The organism is Rhodococcus sp. USK10 (assembly GCF_019378875.1).
Classification (GTDB): Bacteria; Actinomycetota; Actinomycetes; order Mycobacteriales; family Mycobacteriaceae; genus Rhodococcus_F; species Rhodococcus_F pseudokoreensis.
In genome coordinates this window covers 4,686,555-4,704,406 of sequence record NZ_CP076048.1, presented here as the reverse complement: position 1 = coordinate 4,704,406, position 17,852 = coordinate 4,686,555, and the positions used below count along the sequence as shown (strand labels likewise).

The 17,852-nt window shown below is 67.6% G+C and carries 18 protein-coding genes; 6 read left to right on the top strand and 12 right to left on the bottom strand.

The features are described 5' to 3' along the window. Positions 1–493 precede the first annotated feature (493 nt). The 8 genes from I1A62_RS28670 to I1A62_RS28635 all read right to left on the bottom strand — a co-directional run bounded on the left by I1A62_RS28670 (position 494) and on the right by I1A62_RS28635 (position 9,282). Positions 494–1,468, bottom strand: coding sequence for a 2-hydroxyacid dehydrogenase (locus I1A62_RS28670; RefSeq protein WP_219455644.1), 975 nt, complete (start codon positions 1,466–1,468; stop codon positions 494–496). Next, positions 1,468–2,805, bottom strand: coding sequence for a glucarate dehydratase (gene gudD / locus I1A62_RS28665; protein WP_124395297.1), 1,338 nt, complete (start codon positions 2,803–2,805; stop codon positions 1,468–1,470). Before gudD ends, I1A62_RS28670 begins: the two co-directional genes overlap by 1 nt. A gap of 121 nt (positions 2,806–2,926) precedes the next feature. Next, positions 2,927–3,643 (bottom strand): sulfite exporter TauE/SafE family protein, encoded by a 717-nt coding sequence (locus I1A62_RS28660; protein ID WP_219455641.1) that lies wholly within the window; start codon positions 3,641–3,643, stop codon positions 2,927–2,929. After that, positions 3,640–4,650: an ABC transporter ATP-binding protein gene (locus I1A62_RS28655; protein ID WP_219455640.1), complete on the bottom strand. Its 1,011-nt coding sequence runs from the start codon at positions 4,648–4,650 to the stop codon at positions 3,640–3,642. Before I1A62_RS28655 ends, I1A62_RS28660 begins: the two co-directional genes overlap by 4 nt. Position 4,651: 1 nt before the next feature. Beyond that, positions 4,652–5,668: an ABC transporter ATP-binding protein gene (locus I1A62_RS28650; RefSeq protein WP_219455639.1), complete on the bottom strand. Its 1,017-nt coding sequence runs from the start codon at positions 5,666–5,668 to the stop codon at positions 4,652–4,654. Then, on the bottom strand, positions 5,665–6,696 hold the full coding sequence (locus tag I1A62_RS28645) for an ABC transporter permease (RefSeq protein ID WP_219455637.1): 1,032 nt from the start codon (positions 6,694–6,696) through the stop codon (positions 5,665–5,667). The genes I1A62_RS28650 and I1A62_RS28645 overlap by 4 nt, the downstream gene beginning before the upstream one ends. A 12-nt stretch (positions 6,697–6,708) precedes the next feature. Then, on the bottom strand, positions 6,709–7,635 hold the full coding sequence (locus I1A62_RS28640; RefSeq protein ID WP_219455636.1) for an ABC transporter permease: 927 nt from the start codon (positions 7,633–7,635) through the stop codon (positions 6,709–6,711). Positions 7,636–7,701: 66 nt separating this feature from the next. Then, the gene (locus I1A62_RS28635) at positions 7,702–9,282 is read right to left on the bottom strand and encodes an ABC transporter substrate-binding protein (RefSeq protein ID WP_124395291.1); all 1,581 of its coding nucleotides are present in this window, start codon (positions 9,280–9,282) and stop codon (positions 7,702–7,704) included. Positions 9,283–9,635: 353 nt separating this feature from the next. On the opposite strand from I1A62_RS28635, the gene I1A62_RS28630 reads away from it, so the two are divergent. From I1A62_RS28630 to I1A62_RS28620, 3 genes are all read left to right on the top strand, one after another. Next, positions 9,636–10,640: a 2-hydroxyacid dehydrogenase gene (locus I1A62_RS28630; RefSeq protein WP_219455635.1), complete on the top strand. Its 1,005-nt coding sequence runs from the start codon at positions 9,636–9,638 to the stop codon at positions 10,638–10,640. After that, complete coding sequence (locus I1A62_RS28625; RefSeq protein WP_219455633.1) at positions 10,637–11,032, top strand: universal stress protein; 396 nt, start codon at positions 10,637–10,639, stop codon at positions 11,030–11,032. The genes I1A62_RS28630 and I1A62_RS28625 overlap by 4 nt, the downstream gene beginning before the upstream one ends. 71 nt (positions 11,033–11,103) lie before the next feature. Continuing rightward, positions 11,104–12,000, top strand: coding sequence for a hypothetical protein (locus I1A62_RS28620; RefSeq protein WP_219455631.1), 897 nt, complete (start codon positions 11,104–11,106; stop codon positions 11,998–12,000). A gap of 33 nt (positions 12,001–12,033) precedes the next feature. Here the strand turns inward: I1A62_RS28620 and I1A62_RS28615 are convergent, their stop codons facing one another. Beyond that, entirely contained in the window at positions 12,034–12,519 is a 486-nt protein-coding gene (locus I1A62_RS28615; RefSeq protein ID WP_257890569.1) for a hypothetical protein, read from the bottom strand. A 209-nt stretch (positions 12,520–12,728) separates the two neighbouring features. Beyond that, positions 12,729–14,207, bottom strand: a complete 1,479-nt coding sequence (locus tag I1A62_RS28610) for an FAD-dependent oxidoreductase (protein WP_219455628.1) — start codon at positions 14,205–14,207, stop codon at positions 12,729–12,731. A 792-nt stretch (positions 14,208–14,999) separates the two neighbouring features. Between I1A62_RS28610 and I1A62_RS28605 the strand changes: the two genes are divergently transcribed. Continuing rightward, positions 15,000–15,455, top strand: a complete 456-nt coding sequence (locus tag I1A62_RS28605) for a hypothetical protein (RefSeq protein ID WP_219461495.1) — start codon at positions 15,000–15,002, stop codon at positions 15,453–15,455. Positions 15,456–15,461: 6 nt separating this feature from the next. On the opposite strand, the gene I1A62_RS28600 is transcribed toward I1A62_RS28605, so the two are convergent. After that, positions 15,462–15,665 (bottom strand): TIGR00366 family protein, encoded by a 204-nt coding sequence (locus tag I1A62_RS28600; RefSeq protein ID WP_257890568.1) that lies wholly within the window; start codon positions 15,663–15,665, stop codon positions 15,462–15,464. On the opposite strand from I1A62_RS28600, the gene I1A62_RS28595 reads away from it, so the two are divergent. Next, positions 15,639–16,205 carry an Lrp/AsnC family transcriptional regulator gene (locus I1A62_RS28595; protein WP_219455626.1) on the top strand — a complete coding sequence of 189 codons (567 nt, stop codon included), beginning with the start codon at positions 15,639–15,641 and terminating at the stop codon, positions 16,203–16,205. The two genes, I1A62_RS28600 and I1A62_RS28595, sit on opposite strands and share 27 nt — an antisense overlap. Positions 16,206–16,476: 271 nt before the next feature. Next, positions 16,477–16,866 carry a hypothetical protein gene (locus tag I1A62_RS28590; protein WP_225858420.1) on the top strand — a complete coding sequence of 130 codons (390 nt, stop codon included), beginning with the start codon at positions 16,477–16,479 and terminating at the stop codon, positions 16,864–16,866. A 293-nt stretch (positions 16,867–17,159) separates the two neighbouring features. On the opposite strand, the gene I1A62_RS28585 is transcribed toward I1A62_RS28590, so the two are convergent. Further along, the gene (locus I1A62_RS28585) at positions 17,160–17,753 is read right to left on the bottom strand and encodes a TetR/AcrR family transcriptional regulator (RefSeq protein ID WP_219455625.1); all 594 of its coding nucleotides are present in this window, start codon (positions 17,751–17,753) and stop codon (positions 17,160–17,162) included. Between the last annotated feature and the right edge of the window lie 99 nt (positions 17,754–17,852).

The window sequence follows — 17,852 nt, the reverse complement described above, 5'->3', positions numbered from 1 at the left end:
GCCAGCAAATACCCACACCACAACACCCCGAAACCCGAAGGCCCCGAAAGCAATTCGTGATGTGGAGTACCAAAAACATTTGGCACTGACATTCATCGACACACTGTTGAGTTCTCAAAGAACACGCGCACACCATCACTTCTGGCTCACTCGCCAGCCGCTCCGGGGCAACTTTTCCAGCTTATCTCATTGGGCTGACCGGCGCAAACCGGCACCCGCTGAAGACATTCCGGGGTTGAAGCACAACCATACACGATGGTGAACTTCGGATTGGCCAGGCACTTCGTACAACCTCGTGGCATTCACCTTGCGGTGAAGGTCGGTGTCCGTGTCGCTCTGACTTGGAATAAGTTACGCGAACCGTGCGCCGTTTTCCAAATCGCCTGGTCGCAGCGATTCCGGCCGTCGATCCTTCAGGTTCTGTCACTCTCGCCGACACCGACTCCCTCTATATAAGGAGTCCTATATAGAAGGTCGCAAGACTGTGTCTTCCTCAGCCACAGGTGCGCAGGACCGTCTGCCCCGTGTCCAGCCGGCGGATGTTGTCGGTGATGTCGCGGACGCGGCCGAGGAACGTGTGGTCGGTGACGCCCGACGAGTGCGGGGTCATCAGGACGTTCGGCAGGTCGCGGAATGGCAGTGCGCTCGGCGCGCCGTGACCGCCGGCATCGGGATAGGAGTACCAGACGTCGATGGCCGCGGCCGCGATCCGGTGCGACGCCAGTGCGTCGTACAGCGGCTGTTCCCGAACGAGGGGGCCGCGCCCGACGTTGATCAGGACTCCGTCGGGCCCGAGCGCCTCGAGTTCCGGCCCGCCGATCATTCCGCGGGTGTGATCGTTCAAAGGCGCGGACACGACCACGACGTCGGACTCGGTCATGAGGCGGAGCAGCGACGTGTTGTCGCCCGCCCAGTCCAGGCCTTCCGCCTCGGCATCGAGATTTCCCCGCCCGGTGACCGCGCGGCCTTCTGCGCCGAACGCACGGAGCAGGCTCCACGACCTCCCGCCGATGTGACCGAAGCCGACGAATCCGATCCGCGCACCACGCATGGACCGGGACTGCGCGATCGCGTCGTCGTAGACCGACGTCGCCCATACGTCGCCGCGGAGGGCGCGGTCGTGACCGAGGAATCCGCGGCGCAGCATCAGCGCCGACGACACGATGTACTCCGCGATCGAGTCCTCGTGGTGGAAGGTGTTGGCGACCAGGGTGTCGGGGGGAAGGGCGTCGAAGGCCACGTTGTCGGTGCCCGCGCCGGCGACGTGCAGCAGCCGCAGCTTCGGTGCGGCGGCCGCCATCGCGGCGGTGAACCGGCCGCCCACGTACACGTCGGCGTCGGCGAGGTCGGGGACGATCGCCGACTCGTCGAACTTCCGATGCCAGGACACCACGGCGCCGGACGGCAACCCCGACTCGAACAGTTCGCGATGCGGCAGCAGATTCCGGTCGCCGACGACGATCTTCATCAGGCGCGGACCAGGGCCGGGCGCTTGCTGTCGAACGACCAGCCGGGCACCAGGAACTGCATGCCGACCGAGTCGTCGCGTGCGCCGAGACCCTTCTGGAGGTACAGCTCGTGTGCGGCCTCGACCCGGTCCATGTCGAGCTCCACCCCGAGGCCCGGCGTCGACGGCACGGTCAGGTAGCCGCCCTCGATCTCGTACGGGTCTCTGGTGATCCGCTGACCGTCCTGCCAGATCCAGTGGGTGTCGATGGCGGTGATGTCGCCCGGGGCCGCGGCGGCCACGTGGGTGAACATGGCGAGCGACACGTCGAAGTGGTTGTTGGAATGCGATCCCCACGTCAGGCCCCACGCATCGCAGAGCTGGGCGACTCGGACCGATCCGGCCATCGTCCAGAAATGCGGGTCGGCGAGGGGGATGTCGACGGCGCCGGAGCGAATGGTGTGCCCCATCTCGCGCCAGTCGGTGGCGATCATGTTGGTGGCGGTCGGCAGTCCGGTGGCGCGCTTGAACTCGCTCATCACCTCGCGGCCGGAGAAGCTGCCCTCGGGGCCGACCGGGTCCTCGGCGTACGCGAGCACGTCCTTCAGTCCACGGCAGGTCTCGATGGCCTCCGACAGCAGCCACCCACCGTTGGGGTCGAGGGTGACCCGGGCGTCGGGGAACCGCTCGGCCAGCGCCGTGACGGCCGCCGCCTCCTCGCGGGGCGCGAGGACGCCGCCCTTGAGCTTGAAGTCGGCGAACCCGTACCGCGCCTGGGCGGCCTCGGCGAGCCGCACGACAGCGTCCGGTGTCAGCGCCTCCTCGTGCCGCAGGCGCAGCCAGTCGTCGGACTCGCCCGCACCCGACTGATAATCCAGGTCGGTCTTGTTGCGGTCGCCGACGAAGAAGAGGTAGCCGAGCGCCTGCACCTTCTCCCGCTGCTGACCGTCGCCGAGCAGTGCCGCGACGGGGACACCGAGGTGCTGCCCGAGAACGTCGAGGAGCGCCGACTCGACGGCGGTGACGGCGTGGATCGCGACGCGGAGGTCGAACGTCTGGTTGCCGCGGCCTGCGGAGTCGCGGTCGGCGAACGTGCGCCGCAGGTCGGCGAGCACGCCGTTGTACTCGCCGATGCTGCGCCCGGTCACGATGGCGCGGGCGTCCTCGAGGGTACGCCGGATCGGCTCACCGCCGGGGACCTCGCCGACACCGGTGTTGCCGTCGGAATCGGTGAGGATCACCAGGTTCCGGGTGAAGTACGGGGCATGCGCGCCGGACAGGTTCAGGAGCATGCTGTCGTGTCCCGCGATCGGGACCACTCGCATGTCGGTGACGACCGGGGTGCTCGTTGTACTCATCTTCCGAAACCTTCCTTCACAGCGCAGCGCCGCCCGTGAGGCGCCTCACAACGAAAACTCTAAGTGGCCCGATCGATACATGTCCAAGACTTGTTGAGCATCGAACGATGCAGACACTGCATCAGAGAAGCTGCTGCGCGATCAGCATCAGCGCGCCCACACAGGACACCGCGATCGACGTCCGGCGCAGGCGAGACGCGTCCAGGTGGCGGTTCACGAAACGCGACGCCACGTATCCGAGCACCGTCACCGGGACGAGCAACGCGAACATCACCGCCGACTCGCGATGCACCGAACCCGTCGCGGCGAGAACGGCGACCGACAGCGTGGAGCCCACCAGGAAGAACGCGCTCATGTTGCCGCGCAGCTGCGCCCCCTTCGACCCCTGCATCACCAGCGCCATCGGTGGCCCGCCGATCGACGTGGCCGTGCCGAGAAGACCCGACGCGGCCCCGGCGACGGCGAGGTTCCGGCGTCGCGGCGGCGGCGCCCAGCCCAGGGTCGCGCAGACGACCCCGGACAGCACCACGCCCGCGAGCAGCAGCGACAACCCCCGTTCCGGCAGCACCGCCAGCAGTACCGCGCCCGCGATGGTGCCCGGCACCCGGCCGGCCAGAGCCCACCCCGTGCCGGTCAGGTCCAGGGCTTCCCGTTCCCGCCACACCACCATCACCGTCACGACCGTTGCCGTCATGATCAGCGTCCCGGGCAGCAGGCTCGGATCGACGAGCGCCACGACCGGTGCCGCGAGCATGCCCATCCCGAATCCGATCGACGCCTGCATGCACGAGGCGAGAAAGACGGCGAGCGCGATGACCGCGAACTCGGCCCCGCTCACCCGACCGCGACCGGCACGCCGAGCGCGACCGGACGGCGAGGATGGTGGCACTCGGCGACGTGGCCGCTTTCGCGCGCGTCGACGGCGGCGGGCGGCACCGTGCTCGCGCAGATGTCGGTGGCGTGCGCGCAGCGGGTGCGGAACCGGCAGCCCGACGGCGGGTTCAGCGGCGACGGGACCTCACCCTCGAGGATGATCCTCTTGCCGCGGGATCCGGCGTCCAGCTTCGGTGCCGCCGACATCAGAGCCTCGGTGTACGGGTGGGCGGGACGGTCGAAGACGGCGTCCGTCGCACCCGTCTCCACGATCCGGCCGAGGTACATCACGGCGACGCGGTCGGCGACGTGCCGGACCACGGACAGGTCGTGCGAAATGAACACGTACGAGATGCCGAGCTGTTTCTGCAGGTCGTTCAGCAGATTGAGCACCTGAGCCTGCACCGACAGGTCGAGGGCCGACACGGGTTCGTCGCAGATGACGACGCTCGGGTTCAGCGCCAGGGCCCGGGCGATCCCGAGACGCTGACGCTGACCGCCGGAGAACTCCTGCGGGTAGCGGTGCTCGTCGCTCGGCCGCAGTCCCACGAGGTGCAGCAGTTCGCGCACCCGCGCCGCCCGGTCGCGGCTGGTCTTGTACATCGTCTTGTGGGTGCGCCACGGCTCGGCGATGATGTCGGCCGCCGACATCCGGGAGTTCAGCGACGCGTACGGGTCCTGGAACACCATCTGCACCCGGCGGCGCAGCGCCAGCAGATCCTTGCCCTTGAGCGAGAACGGGTCGACGCCGTCCCACGTCACCGAACCGGAGTCGGGACGCTCGAGCATCATCAGCGTCCGGGCGAGGGTGGACTTGCCGCAGCCCGATTCGCCGACGAGCCCGAGCGTTTCGCCGCGGGCGAGGTCGAGGTCGATGCCGTCGAGCGCACGCAACTGGTTCTTGCCCGCCGCGTTGGCAGGCACCTTGAACGTCTTGGTGAGGCCCCGCACCTTCAGAATCGACTCGGACATGTCAGACCTCCTCGGGGAAATGGCACGCCGAGCGGCGGCCGGCCGCGACGCCGGCGAGCGACGGGCGGGTGGTGCGGCACAGGTCGCGGGCGAGCGGGCAGCGCGCCTGGTAGACGCAGCCGGACGGAATGGAGTGCAGGTCGGGCGGGGTGCCGCCGATCGACTTCAGGTCCTCGCCGCGGACCGCGTGCACGGGGACCGAATCGAGCAGGCCCTTGGTGTACGGGTGCTGTGGCGAGGAGAAGACCTCGGCGACCGGTCCGGTCTCGACGACGTTGCCCGCGTACATGATCGCGACGCGGTCGGCCTCCTCCGCCACCAGCGCGAGGTCGTGGGTGATGAGGATGACGGCCATGTCGTGCTCGGTACGCAGGTCCCGCAGCAGCGACATGATCTGCGCCTGAACGGTGACGTCGAGTGCGGTGGTCGGCTCGTCGGCGAGCAGGACCGTCGGGCTGAGTGCGACGGCCATCGCGATCAGCAGGCGCTGCCGCATGCCGCCGGAGAACTGGTGCGGGTAGGAGTCGACGCGCGATTCGGGTTCGGGAATCCCGACCCTCTGCATCAGCGAGATCGCTTCGCGCCGCGCCTCTTTCGCGGACAGTCCGCGGTGGATCCGGAACGGTTCGGCCAACTGCTTGCCGACGGTGTAGACGGGGTTGAGCGCGGTCAGCGCGTCCTGGAACACGATGGCGAGTTCGGTGGCGGCGAGGGCGCGGCGGGTCTTCGCCTTCGCCGTCACCAGGTCGACGTCGCCGAGGCGGACCGAGCCGTCGGTGACGTCGGCGATCGGCTCGAGCAGGCCGACGAGCGCCTGCGCGGTCATCGACTTGCCGCACCCCGACTCACCGAGCAACGCGAGGGTCTCCCCGCGTCGCGCGGTGAACGACACGTGGTCGACGGCCCGGACCGTGCCCGAGGGGGTGCGCAGGTCGACGGTGAGATCCGCGACCTCGAGTGCGACGCGGTCGGTGTCTGCGAAGTCGGGTGATTCGACAGCCGGTGCAGGTGCACTCATGAGACGACCTTTCGGGTGGGGAACAGCCGGGAGCGACGCGACCGCGGGACGGTCAGGCGCCAGCGCTGGGCGGGGTCGGTGGCGATCCGGGCCCACGCGGCGAGCACGGTCGCCGACACGGTGGTGACGACGATGGCGAGCCCGGGGAAGAAGGACAGCCACCACGCCGTCTGCAGGTATGTCCGGCCCTGGGACACCATCAGGCCCCAGCTGATGTCGGGCGGCTGGATGCCGATGCCGAGGAAGCTCAGCGACGACTCGGCGAGCATCACGTAGCAGAAGTCGAGGGTGGCGACGGTGAGCAGAGTCGGCAACAGGATGGGGAACACGTGCCTGCGGATGACGGCCCCGCTGCCGGCGCCGAACGTGCGTGCGGCGTCCACGAACAACCGGCTCTGCAGTTCCGCCGACTCCGCGCGGGCGGTGCGGAGGTAGATCGGGATGCGGGTGATCGCCAGGACCAGGACGATGTTCGCCGCGCTGGGCGAGAACACGTACAGGACGACGACGGCCATCAGCAGCGACGGGAAGCTCATGATGACGTCGGCGACGCGCATCGCCGTCGTCTCCCGCCAGCCGCGGTGGTAACCCGCCCACATGCCGATGAGCGACCCGACGATGCAGGACAGCGCGACCGCGGGCAGCGCCACCAGCAGGGTGGTGCGGCACGCGACGATCAACCGGGCCAGCATGCTGCGCCCGAGCGGGTCGGTGCCGAGGATGTTCATCCACCCGTTCGCCACGTGGAACGGGGCGAGGTTGGATTGGTCGAGGTTCTGATCGGTTGCGGCGTCGCCGACCAGCCACGGGCCGAAGACGGCGACGAGGAATACGAACACCAGGATCGCCGCCGCGACCGTGGCCATCCGGTCCCGCAGGAGCAGTTTCCACAACGGTGTCTTGTTCCGTGCGGGCTTGGGTGCCGGAGCGGCTTCTCCGCCGGGGGCGGCGAGGGTCGGGAACGTCTCGTCGGGGTCCTGGTGGACGCCGCCGGCTCCGTCGAGGCGGGGAGCGTTGTCTATGGACATGTCGGCGGCCTCCTAGACCTTGGTCTTCTCGCGGACACGCGCGTCGAGCAGTGCGTAGCCCGCGTCGATCAGGATGTTGAGGACGAAGATGCTGACCGCGGTCAGGAGCACCGCCGCCTGCAGGACCGCGAAATCGCGCTGCAGGATCGCGTCGATCATCAGCTTGCCGATGCCGGGCCACCCGAAGATCGCCTCGACGACGACGGCGCCGTTGACCAGGCCGACGGTGAGGTCGCCCGCCACCGTCAGCGCCGGGGCAGCGGCGTTGCGGAGCGCGTGATGGCTCACGACGCGCAGGTCGCCTGCGCCCTTGCTGCGGGCAAGACGTACGTATGGTGCGGACAGCGCCGACACCATCGCGCCGCGCACCACCTGGGTGAGCACGCCGAGCGGGCGGATCAGCAGGGTCGCGATCGGCAGGATCCACGCCAGTGCGCTTCCGGTGCCCGACGTGGGCAGCACCCCCAGCACCACCGCGAAGATCCACACGCCGGTGATGGCGAACCAGAAGTCGGGGATGCTGGCCGCCGTCATCGACAGCAGGCTGGAGATCCGGTCGGCGAGCGAGTTCGGCCGGTACGCCGCCCAGCAACCGATCACGACGGCACCGATGATCGCGAGCAGCATCGTGAAGAACGCCAGCTGCAACGTGGCGGGGAACGCCCGAAGCGCCATGGCCGCGGCGGATTCACCGGTGCGCAGCGACTCCCCGAAGTCCAGGTGGGCGACCCCGGACAGGTAGTCGGCCATCTGGCTCAGCACCGGCTTGTCGAGGCCGTTCTCGGCCGCGAACTCGGTGCGCTGGTCGGGGGTCGCGGAGACCGGGAGGTAGAGGTTGGTCGGGTCGCCGGTGAGGCGGGCAAGCAGGAACACACCGAAGAGGACGACGAGGAGAGGAACGAGGCTGGTGTAGACGCGTCGGCGCAGGAAGGCGAACATGACTCACCGCCTTCGGATCGGGTTCGGTTGGGACATCACAATTCCTCCGGGGGCTGGGAAGAGGGCTTAGCCGTTTGCGGATGTGTCCGCGTGGGTCATCTCGCTCAGGCGCATCTCGTCGCCGGTCGCGGAGTTGGGCGTGTACTGCACGGTCGGGGCCTTGGCGAGCACCCCGTTCATGTGGGCGATGTACGCGAACTGCCGGATCTCCTCCGGCTCGTTCGCCAGTACCGATGCGAACGCGTCCTGGCGGGCATCGCCGACGAGCTTCTCGGCGGCGTCGATCTGTGCGTCGTAACCTGCTGTGCCGAAGTAACTCTGGTAACCGTCGCTGCGCATGTACTGGTCGACGGTGAACTGGGCGTCACCCGCCTGGTTGCCGTGCTGGATCACCAGCATCACCGGCCCGCTCTGCGGGTACGGCCGGACCTGGTACTCCAACTGAGCAGCCGTGTCCATCATCTCGATCTTCACGTTCAGGCCGGCCTTGCTCAGCGAGTTCTGGATCACCTCGACGGTCTCGTTGATCTTGGGGAACTGTCCCGTGCGCCCGATCAGCCGGATCTGCTTGTCGACGGGAACGCCGTCGGCCTTGGCCTCCGCCACCAGTTGCGCGGCACGGTCGGGGTCGTAGGGGGTCGGCTGCAGGTCCGGGTCGAACCCGACGATGCTGCTGCCGACGAGTTGCCCGGCCGGCTCGCCGAGGCCCTGGAACAGCGCCTTGACGATTCCCGCGCGGTTGACGGAGAGGTCGATGGCCTCGCGGACGCGGTAGTCGTCGAGCGGCGCCTGGCTGCCGTCGATGCGCAGCGCGGTGGTTTCGTTGTTGGGGTAGGCGGCACCGAGATCGCCGGCGCCGTCCTCCGGGCCGAGCGAAGTGGCGAGTTCGGCCTCGTCGTTCACCACCATCGCCGCCCGCACACTGCCCTCGGCGCGCCACTGGTAGATCGCCCGCGCGTACTCGGGGGCCGTGCCCCAGTACGTGTCGTTGCGGACCAGGGCCAGCCGCTGGCCGTGATCCCAGTAGTCGATCTTGTAGGGGCCGGTGCCGATGGGATCGCGCACCTTGTCCTTGGTGTCGGTGGTGGACGGCACCATCTCCACGAACGAGATCCGCAGCGGCAGGATCGGGTCGGCGGCGGGCGTCTGGACCGTCACGGTCGACGAGTCGACCGCGTTCACGACGAGCGCGTCGTCGCCGAAGACGTACCCGTCGACGTCGCAGCCGATGGTCGAGTTGACGGTGCGGTCGATCGAGAACGCGGCGTCCTCGGCGTCGAACGCGCTGCCGTCGCTGAACGTGACACCGGGACGGATCCGGAACGTCCAGACCGTGTCCGAGGTCTGCTCCCACGAGTCGGCGAGCTTCGGCTCGAGGTCGCCGGTGTCGGCGTTGCGTTCCACCAGGGGCTCGGTGATGTTGGAGCGGACGACGACTCCGGTCGAGGTGAGTGACGCGTCGCAGGGCTCGAGCGTGGGCGGCTCCTGCGGGAGCACGATCCGCAACGTGTCGGGGCTGGCAGCGTCGCTGTGGCTCGAATTGGCGACCGAGCAACCTGCCGCCAGAGCCGGCACCGTCAGTGCGGCGGTGGCCACGACGACGACGCGGTATCGGGTTCCCTGCTGCAGCGAACGTGCAGGGCTCATGGTGTCCTCCGTAGGGATGTGTCGCGTACTCGACGCGAGTGAAGAGGGCCCGCCTGTGACGGTAGACACACGCTATGAGCGGCCCGGAGGGGCGTCAACAGGGGGTGACGGCACAAAACGGCTCGTGAGGGCCATCACAGGCGCGATATCGAGGAGACTGCGATCACCCCGGCGGGCCCCTGACCGGCACATACAGGACGATTCGGCATCTGCGCACGTCAGCGCGCCGCCGACCAATGCCGTTTCAGTATCGATCCATGTTATTTACGTGTTGGACAGGTATTCCGAGGGCCGCTTAACTTACGGATAACCGGCGGCGCGGACAGCCGCGTCGCCACTCGTCAGGAGGCACGATGGTGACCGCAGAGGCGTCCGTGAAAGAAGCTGCCGTACAGACTGTTTCGGGAGGCCGGGTCCTGCAGGTCGGGACGCTGAAGCCGTCGCTCACCGCAACGCTCTCCGAGAAGTACGACGCCCTCACCCTCCCGCTCGGAGAAGTCCGCAGCGGCTTTCTCGCCGAGCACGGCGAAACCGTCACCGCCGTCGTGACGTCCGGTCGCACCGGAGTCGACGCCGCGCTGATGACCGAACTACCGAACCTCGGGGCCATCGTGCACTTCGGAGTCGGTTACGACACAACGGATGTCGAGCGCGCCGAAGAACTCGGAATCGGCGTCAGCAACACCCCCGACGTTCTCACCGACTGCGTCGCCGACACCGCCGTCGGACTGCTGATCGACACACTCCGCGGATTCTCCGCCTCCGACCGTTTCGTGCGCGCCGGCCGCTGGCCCGCCGAGGGCAATTTCCCCCTCACCCGGAAGGTGAGCGGCACGCGGGTCGGCATCGTCGGACTCGGCCGCATCGGCTCCGCCATCGCCGCCCGCCTCACCGGCTTCGGCTGCACGATCTCGTACCACAATCGGCGGGAGATCCCCGGTTCGCCGTTCGCATACGTCGATTCGGCCGCCGCCCTCGCCGCCGGGGTCGACGTGCTGATCGTCGCCGCGGCCGGCGGCAAGGGAACCCAAAAGCTCGTGGACCGAGAGGTTCTCGAAGCACTCGGGCCCGACGGCTACCTGATCAACGTGGCACGCGGAAGCGTCGTCGACGAGGACGCGCTCGTCGAACTGCTCACCGAACGCAAACTCGCCGGCGCCGGACTGGACGTGTTCACCCGGGAACCCCACGTTCCCGAAGCACTCCTCGCACTCGACACCGTCGTCCTCCTCCCCCACGTCGGGAGCGGCACGACCGAGACCCGCGCCGCGATGGAGGCTCTGACCCTGCAGAACCTCGACGAGTACCTCGCCCAGGGCACCCTGACCACCCCCGTTCTCGAGCCGAGGTCACGATGAGCGTCGTTCTCAGTTACGTCCCGACCGTCGAAGGTCGTGGCGCCCTCACCTTCGGGTTCACCGAAGCACGCATGCGCGCAACAGATCTCGTGGTGATCGCCGACGGCGACAGCGCCTCGGAGCCCGGGTTCGAGGCCGAACTGCACTCCGCCAGGGAGGAAGCGGACGCGGCCGGCGTCGACTACCGCATCGCGCGGAACGAACCCGGCCGCTCCCACGCCGACAACCTCATCGACGCGTCCTACGACTCCGCCGCCGAACTCCTCGTCCTCGGCATGCGGCGCCGCTCCCCCGTCGGCAAACTCCTCATGGGCAGCGTCGCGCAGCGGGTGCTCCTCGAGGCGCAGTGCCCGGTCGTCGGGGTCAAGCCTCCCGTCGCCGCGGAGGTCTGAGCCGCCGAATCGCAGTGGATCGCGCTGCGTCGGCGGTATTCTTCCGGGCACGGGCGACGAGAGGACTGCCGATGCGCCGATCACCGTTCACCCGACTCGGCCGTCGGGCGGCCGTCGCCACCGGCGCGCTGATCCTCGCCACCGCGGTGGCCGCCGCACCCGCCACCTCGGCGGTGCCGGCCGCGACCACGCTCTACGTGACCGAGAACGGCACCGGTTCCGTGCTGTCCCTGCCCGCCACCGGCGGCACCCCGAGCACCGTGGCCACCGGGATCGCCGGGCCGGGTGGGATAGCGGTGTCCGGTGACACGCTGTTCGTCACCGCCGGCGCCTCGGTCGTGTCGGTGCCCGCCGCGGGCGGCAGCCCCACCACCCTCGCCACCGGCCTGGGTAACGCATTCGACGTGGCGGTGTCCGGCGGGACGCTCTACGTCACCGAGTTCGATTCCGGCAACGTCGTCGCCCTGCCCGCAGGCGGTGGCACACCCAGCCCGGTCGTCACCGGTCTCCAGCAACCGGTCGGGGTCGCCGTCGCAGGCAGCACCCTCTACGTCACCCTCGCAGGCGCGGGGACGCCCGGCACCGGTTCCGTCATCGCCGTGCCCGTCACCGGCGGCACCCCCACCGTGCTGGCCGCCGGCCTGAATCTCCCGGCGGGAATCGACGTCACCGGCGGCACCCTCCACGTCGCGGTCGCCGGGGACGGATCCGTGGTTTCCCTGCCGGCCACCGGCGGCACCCCCACCGTCCTGACGACCGGACTCGTCCGCCCGTTCGGTCTCACCGTCTCGGCGGGCACGGTGTACGTCGCGGCCGCGGGCATTGCAGGCTCGAGTAACGGCTCCGTGGTCTCCCTGCCCGCCACCGGCGGCACCCCCACCGTTCTGGCCGCCGGACTCGACCAGCCGTTCTCCGTCGCAGCCACCACAGCGTGCACGGGCTCTCTGTGCATCCCGTTCGGCAGCTAGGTCTCGCCGTAGAGATGCCGCCCCCGTCCGGCACTACGGCACCTGAAAGGTGCCGAGCCCCGGGCTGACCAGCATCTTGTACCCCCACAAGCCGTAAGGAACGACCGTCTCGACGTCGGCGATCGCGACGACCGTACCGCTGCCCGTGACCGCCGTTGCGGGGGCGTACCGGCACCAATCCTCCGGTGCGATGGGCCGCGTGTAGTCCCGCTCCGCGATCCGGAGCGCGGTGGTGCCGGCGGCACCGGTGCTCAGGTTCCACCAATTCACCGTCACATCAACGCAGTAGGTCCAGTCCGCCGCACGCTCCGTCGCGAAGGTCACCACGCCGGGCACACCCGCCGTTGCCGACGGCGACATGGTCATGAGCGGCGGCAGGTTCCAGCACGGGAACGTACTGCCCAGACATCCCACGACGAACCGCACCGGGACCTGGAACACCGTCGACGTCGCCGCGCTTGGAGGCGGGTTCGCCCTCGCGGCGGCGGTCGACCCGAGGGGAAGCGCGAGAATAGCCATGGCCCACACGGCCCAGGCGACGGACGACCGAGAAATCGCAGAACAGCGCATGTCGCGCCCCTCCAACGTGAACACTGTCCCGACCCTGCTGCAGGTCAGCGTACTCGCTGAGTACCAACGCCTACCGGAGAACCGGATGACGATTCGCCTACGGGATCAAGCTGCGCCGTCGCGGGTCTGCGACGTCATGAGGCGTCAGGAACTGATGATTACGCATCGCTCAGTGGGCCGCAGCGAACATCGAAACGTTCACGCACAGTGTCCAGGGTCCGCCGGAGGTGTTCGCGTCCACGGCGATGGGTGAGCATGAACCGCACCGTTCCGATCATGCGGCGTGGCAGCGGATACCAGCGATCGAGATCGAGTCCGCAATCGAGGAACACCTTGTTCGGGACGCTGTCGACGATCAGGCTGAGATTGTGCATGGCGAGCGATCCGAGCGTGTACGGAAATACCGCATTCGACTTCTTCCGTAGATCCGGCGCGTCGAGCTCGTACAGCGGGACGTCCCGGACCTTGTCCAAGAACAGTAGGTGGGGCACGAAATACCCCATGTACGATGTCAAATGCATTGTGGCCGAGCGTGGCTGCAGCGAGACGACCGCACCACTGTCGGAGACGTACGGCTCGTAGGGGTGGTCGCCGCGCAGCATGTATCCGGTGCAGTTCACTATCCAACTGCCCGGTTGAATCGTCTTGGCTGAGCCGCTGCGGAACACCAAGTCGGTCTCACCGTTGCGGTCCACGGCATCGACGACGTGATCCATGATCACCTCATTCAGGCCGGCGGCAATAGCCCTGTTCTCCGACTCGGACAGCAAACCGAGCAGGTAGTTCCCGGTAGTGGGGGTCAACCATGTGCCGTAGGTATCGCGCAACCAGGTCGCGACCTCGGTCTCGTTGGTCCCGTCGAAGCGCCGACCCAATTCCCGGAAAATCCCGGTCACCAAGATGCCACCCCACCATCGTCGGCCGCCGGCAGGGAACAACCGGTCGCGGCTCGAAAAGAACGTGCCCGAGCCTGCCACGAGGTTCACTTCCCGACCAGGGTATTCCGTGATCAGCGTGTGAGCGGTGTCCATCGCGGTCTTTCCACCCCCCACGACCCACACAGGGGTGTCGCTCGCCCGCATCTCGCCGCCCCGCATGTCGCAGAAGTCAGGTGACACCGACACCACACGTGTACTGGAGATCTCGATCGGGTCGTTGGGCACCACCCCGAATCCGCTGGCTTTGATCAGTCGCTTCGCCTCCACAACCATGAGTTGGCCGTCCGACGATGTGCAGGTGACGCGGACGATCCCGTCGGACTCGTCATGTGACTCGAGCGCCCAGCCGAAGTACTCGTCCACCTGCACTCGTTGCTTGACCACGTCGAGGCAGTGCTCGAAGTGAGCGAGCACCTCGTCCTTTGTTGCCAGGTAGGAACGATCCTGGCCGAGGGTCCACTTGATGTTGCCAGCGGTGAACAGGCCATGCGGTTGATGCAGTCGCACATACGCATAGGTGTCGACCCACATGCCGCCGGAACGATCGCGGCGATCGACCAGGATGACCTTCTGCGAGCGAGACAAGTATTGACTGGCGACGAAGAGGGCATTGAGTCCGGTGATGCCCGCTCCGACGATGCAGACGTCGCAGCGCTCTACCCGAACGGGCGTCTCGGCTGACGCGGCCTCATCTGTCACCGCAGCCTCCTGGGGAGAAGTCCTCTTTACCAGCGAGGCTGGACTGTGGTGATGTCAGGCTCCGCCTCGTCTCAGATGCGACCAGCTGATTTCTCTATTCGATCTTCCTCGCCGCCAGCACGAATGTCACCGATAGTTTGCTGCACTAAGCGCCCCGACCTGGTAGGCGGACAAGTGGTGTCCCCATGGTTCCGCGATGGTCGACAGCGTGATCCCGATCGTTCTGGGTGCCCCGATTGCGGAGCTGTACCGATCCGCCTCCGTTGGGCGATACACAGCGCAGGAGGTAATTGCTTTGGACCGTGACTTCTGGGTCCCGTTCCTGTTATTTCTGGTCGTACACGCAGCAATGAACCGACACCGTAGTCCAGACCCGATACACAGGTTGCCCGAGCCATCTTCCGACCAAGGAGTTCGTCATGTTGGACCTGGGGTTTTTCGCCGCTTTCCCTGAGATCACCGCCGCCATCATGGCACTGGGGAACGCAGTGCGGTGGTGGCAGTCGCTTCCGTTCACCTGACCCAAGGGAAGAACAGAGACGATTCCGGTCCCGCCATACGGGTTGGGCGGCAGCTGGACGGTGTGGACGCCCTGGTTGGTGCCCATCGTTCTCTGGTGGAACTCCTGGCATTGAACAGGTCGTCTCAGTCCAGCAGATTCAAGGGCGGCGTTGCCAGTCGGATGCAGCGAACCCTGCGAGATATTCCAATCGGCAAACAGGTCGCGAGACCCTACAATCGCCGGCCCGGCCCCATCCTCAACCGGGACGGCGCCGAATACCTGCCGTGGGAATGCGGATCGACGGGGCTGACGAAGGCGCACGGCTCGGCGGTCGCCTCCTGACCTTGGTCGGCGACCGCGACTTCCACGCGCTCGCCCGCGAGATCTCCCGGATCACGTGCGGCACCGGGAGCGACGCCTCGGCGTTCACCGCGGTCGTGACGTGGATGGTCGCCACCATCGCCGACCTCGTCGCGGACCCGACCGCCAGTGTCACCGACGCCGTCGACAGCTTCATCAGCGGTGTCGTACCCGTCGTGCACGACACCGCTGAGCTGAACGAGGAATTGCCCGCGCCCGCCGAGTGGCTGTTCACCGCCGTCGTGAGGCACCTGCAGAGCAGGCATCGGGAGGGATCCGATCCCCCGCCGCCCGCGCCTGCCGACACCGCACTCGTTCGCATGCAGGCCCTCGTCGAAGCACTGCTGTGGCTCGACGCCCTCCTCGAACTAGACCACAACCTGTAGCGCCGCTCAGGGTTGCACGGGCGGGTCGTAGGTGAGCGTGTTACCGAGGAACCACAACAGTCCGAGCACGATGGGCAGGTGGAAGACGAGCTGCACCGCGGTGAACCCGACGAGGTGCCGGGCGCGCAGGCCCAAGATGCCGAGGATCGGCATCATCCAGAACGGATTGACGACATCTCGCCGGTGCTCGAATACATACGTACGCTTCACGACTGGGAACCGGGGATCCTGACCGAAACACAGACCGCCCAGATCCGCCGGATCCCGAAGACCCGCTGGCCGCAATTCACCGACCCGGTCGTCCTCGACCGGGAGGACAAGGCACTGGTGCGGTTGGTCGTCGAGAACGGCCGGGCGAGTTTCGAGGAACTGTCCCGGCTCGTGGGCATCTCCGAACAGACCGTCAAACGACGCCTCGACAAGATGCGGCAGTCCGGGCTGCTCACGTTTCGCGCGGTGTTCGACCCGGCGCTGATCGGCCTACCCGTCGCCGCGCTGCTGTGGATCCGGGCCCGGCCGTCGCGGGTGTCGACGGTCGCCGAGGCGCTCGCCGGTCAGCCGTTTCTCCGGTACGCGGCGATCATCATGGGTGATTACCAGATCGTCGCGGACTTCCGGCTGCCGTCGAAGGAAGCCCTGCGCGAGTTGATGCTCGAAGCCGAGTGGCTCGAGCACGTCGACCGGCTGGAGAGCTCGCTGATCCTGGAAACCCTCAAACAGAGCCGCGTCCTCGCGAGCGATCTCGGGTAGAAGACCACCCGCGGGCGACCCCGTGTCGCGCATCCGGGCCACGCACCGTACGGTTGGTCGAAGTTGAGTACACAGCTACCGAGTTCGCGGGACGTCCGACGTGTCCGTACTCCGTTCTGGCGTAGCGATCGCGCACAGTGCGCGAGGACGCTCCTTCCTCGATCTTCTCGTGATCTGCCGGAAGTCTGTTCTTCCGGCCCATTGATCTGCGGGGTGCCTGCATGACGAAGACCGCGGGCGGCGCGACGGTCACAACAGTCGAAAGGTGCTCATGCCACTCACCGTGGAGCACACCACCCGTTATGCCGACGCACTGACGACGCTGGCCCTGGCCGCACATCGCCCGGCGACCGTGGTCAACACCGGCGCCGGCTACGCGGTCCGGGTCGATTTCGAGCGCGGCATCCATCTGCTCGCCACCAACGCGCCGGGGGATCTCAGTTCCGATCCGGACGCACAGAACCCGTGGGTCGTGCGGTTCTTCCAGCGGCAACCCGACGCCGACGACGTGCAATTGGTGGAAGTGACCGGGGAATGGCTCGTCGACGCGTTCGACCATGCCCTCGCCGTGATGCCGATCGCCGGGGTCGCCGACGACCTCGGTGCCGGATCCGGCGACCAGCACCCCACCCCACCGGGCACGCTCGATCTCGCGCAGTAGCCCCGACCGGCGTTCGTCACCGGCCGGCCGCGGACCGTCTCCCTCACCCGGGTAGACGGTCCGCGAGCCGTCCCAGCCGCTCCACCGCGGGCAAGGCGTGCGCGATCTTCTCCGCGTCACGGGCAATGATCTCGGCGCTCTGATCGATGCCCTTCGCGCTGACGGCGAGCCCTTCCGCGGTCTCCGCGATCTGCTTCGCGGCGTCGAGTAATTCGGACAGGTCGTCGAGGGCGGGCCCCGGGGCGGTGACGGGCGTCCAACCTATCCGTTACTCCCAGTATCCCGTACTTCGCCTAGCTCAGATCGTGGCCCGTCGCCGCGCGCGCGTAGGAGTGAAGGCTGGCGATCACTTCGCCGCGGCTGCGCCGCCCGGCCAGCACCTCCATCTGGTAGCCGTCCTCCATCGCGACGAAATTGGCGGCGAGCATGCGCGGCGGGTCGGTGAGCGCGAAGTGCCCCTGCGTCTGCCCGATGACGAGAATGCCGTAGTAGACGGCAATTTGACGCTCGGTCAAGGAACTGTCCAGGGCCGCGGCCTTGGCGTCGCGCAGCGATCGCGGCCAGCACTCGAACAGCAGCCGGACCAGTTCGTCGTCCGGCCCGCTGGCGACGCCGTGGTCGATGCAGGCGCGGAGGCGGTCACGCGCGTCGGAAAACTGTTCGGCGACGCGCTCGCGCTCCTGACTGAAGCGCTCGATGGCACGCTGGTACGTCTCGTAGATCAGCGCATCGAGGTCGCCGTAGTAGAGCACCGCCGCGGGTGTGACCCCGGCCTGCTCCGCGATGTCGCGCAGACGCACCCCCTCCAGTCCGCGCGCGAGCACCGCCCGCTGGACGGCATCGCCGAGTTCGGCCCGGCGTGCTCCCTGGTCCTTCTTCCGCGCCACTGCCTTCGCCCCATTCTCACCGAGTTCTTATACAGAAATTTAGACAATACCTGCCCAGCTGTTGACAGGTAGATCACACTGTTCTTAAATTTCTGTTTA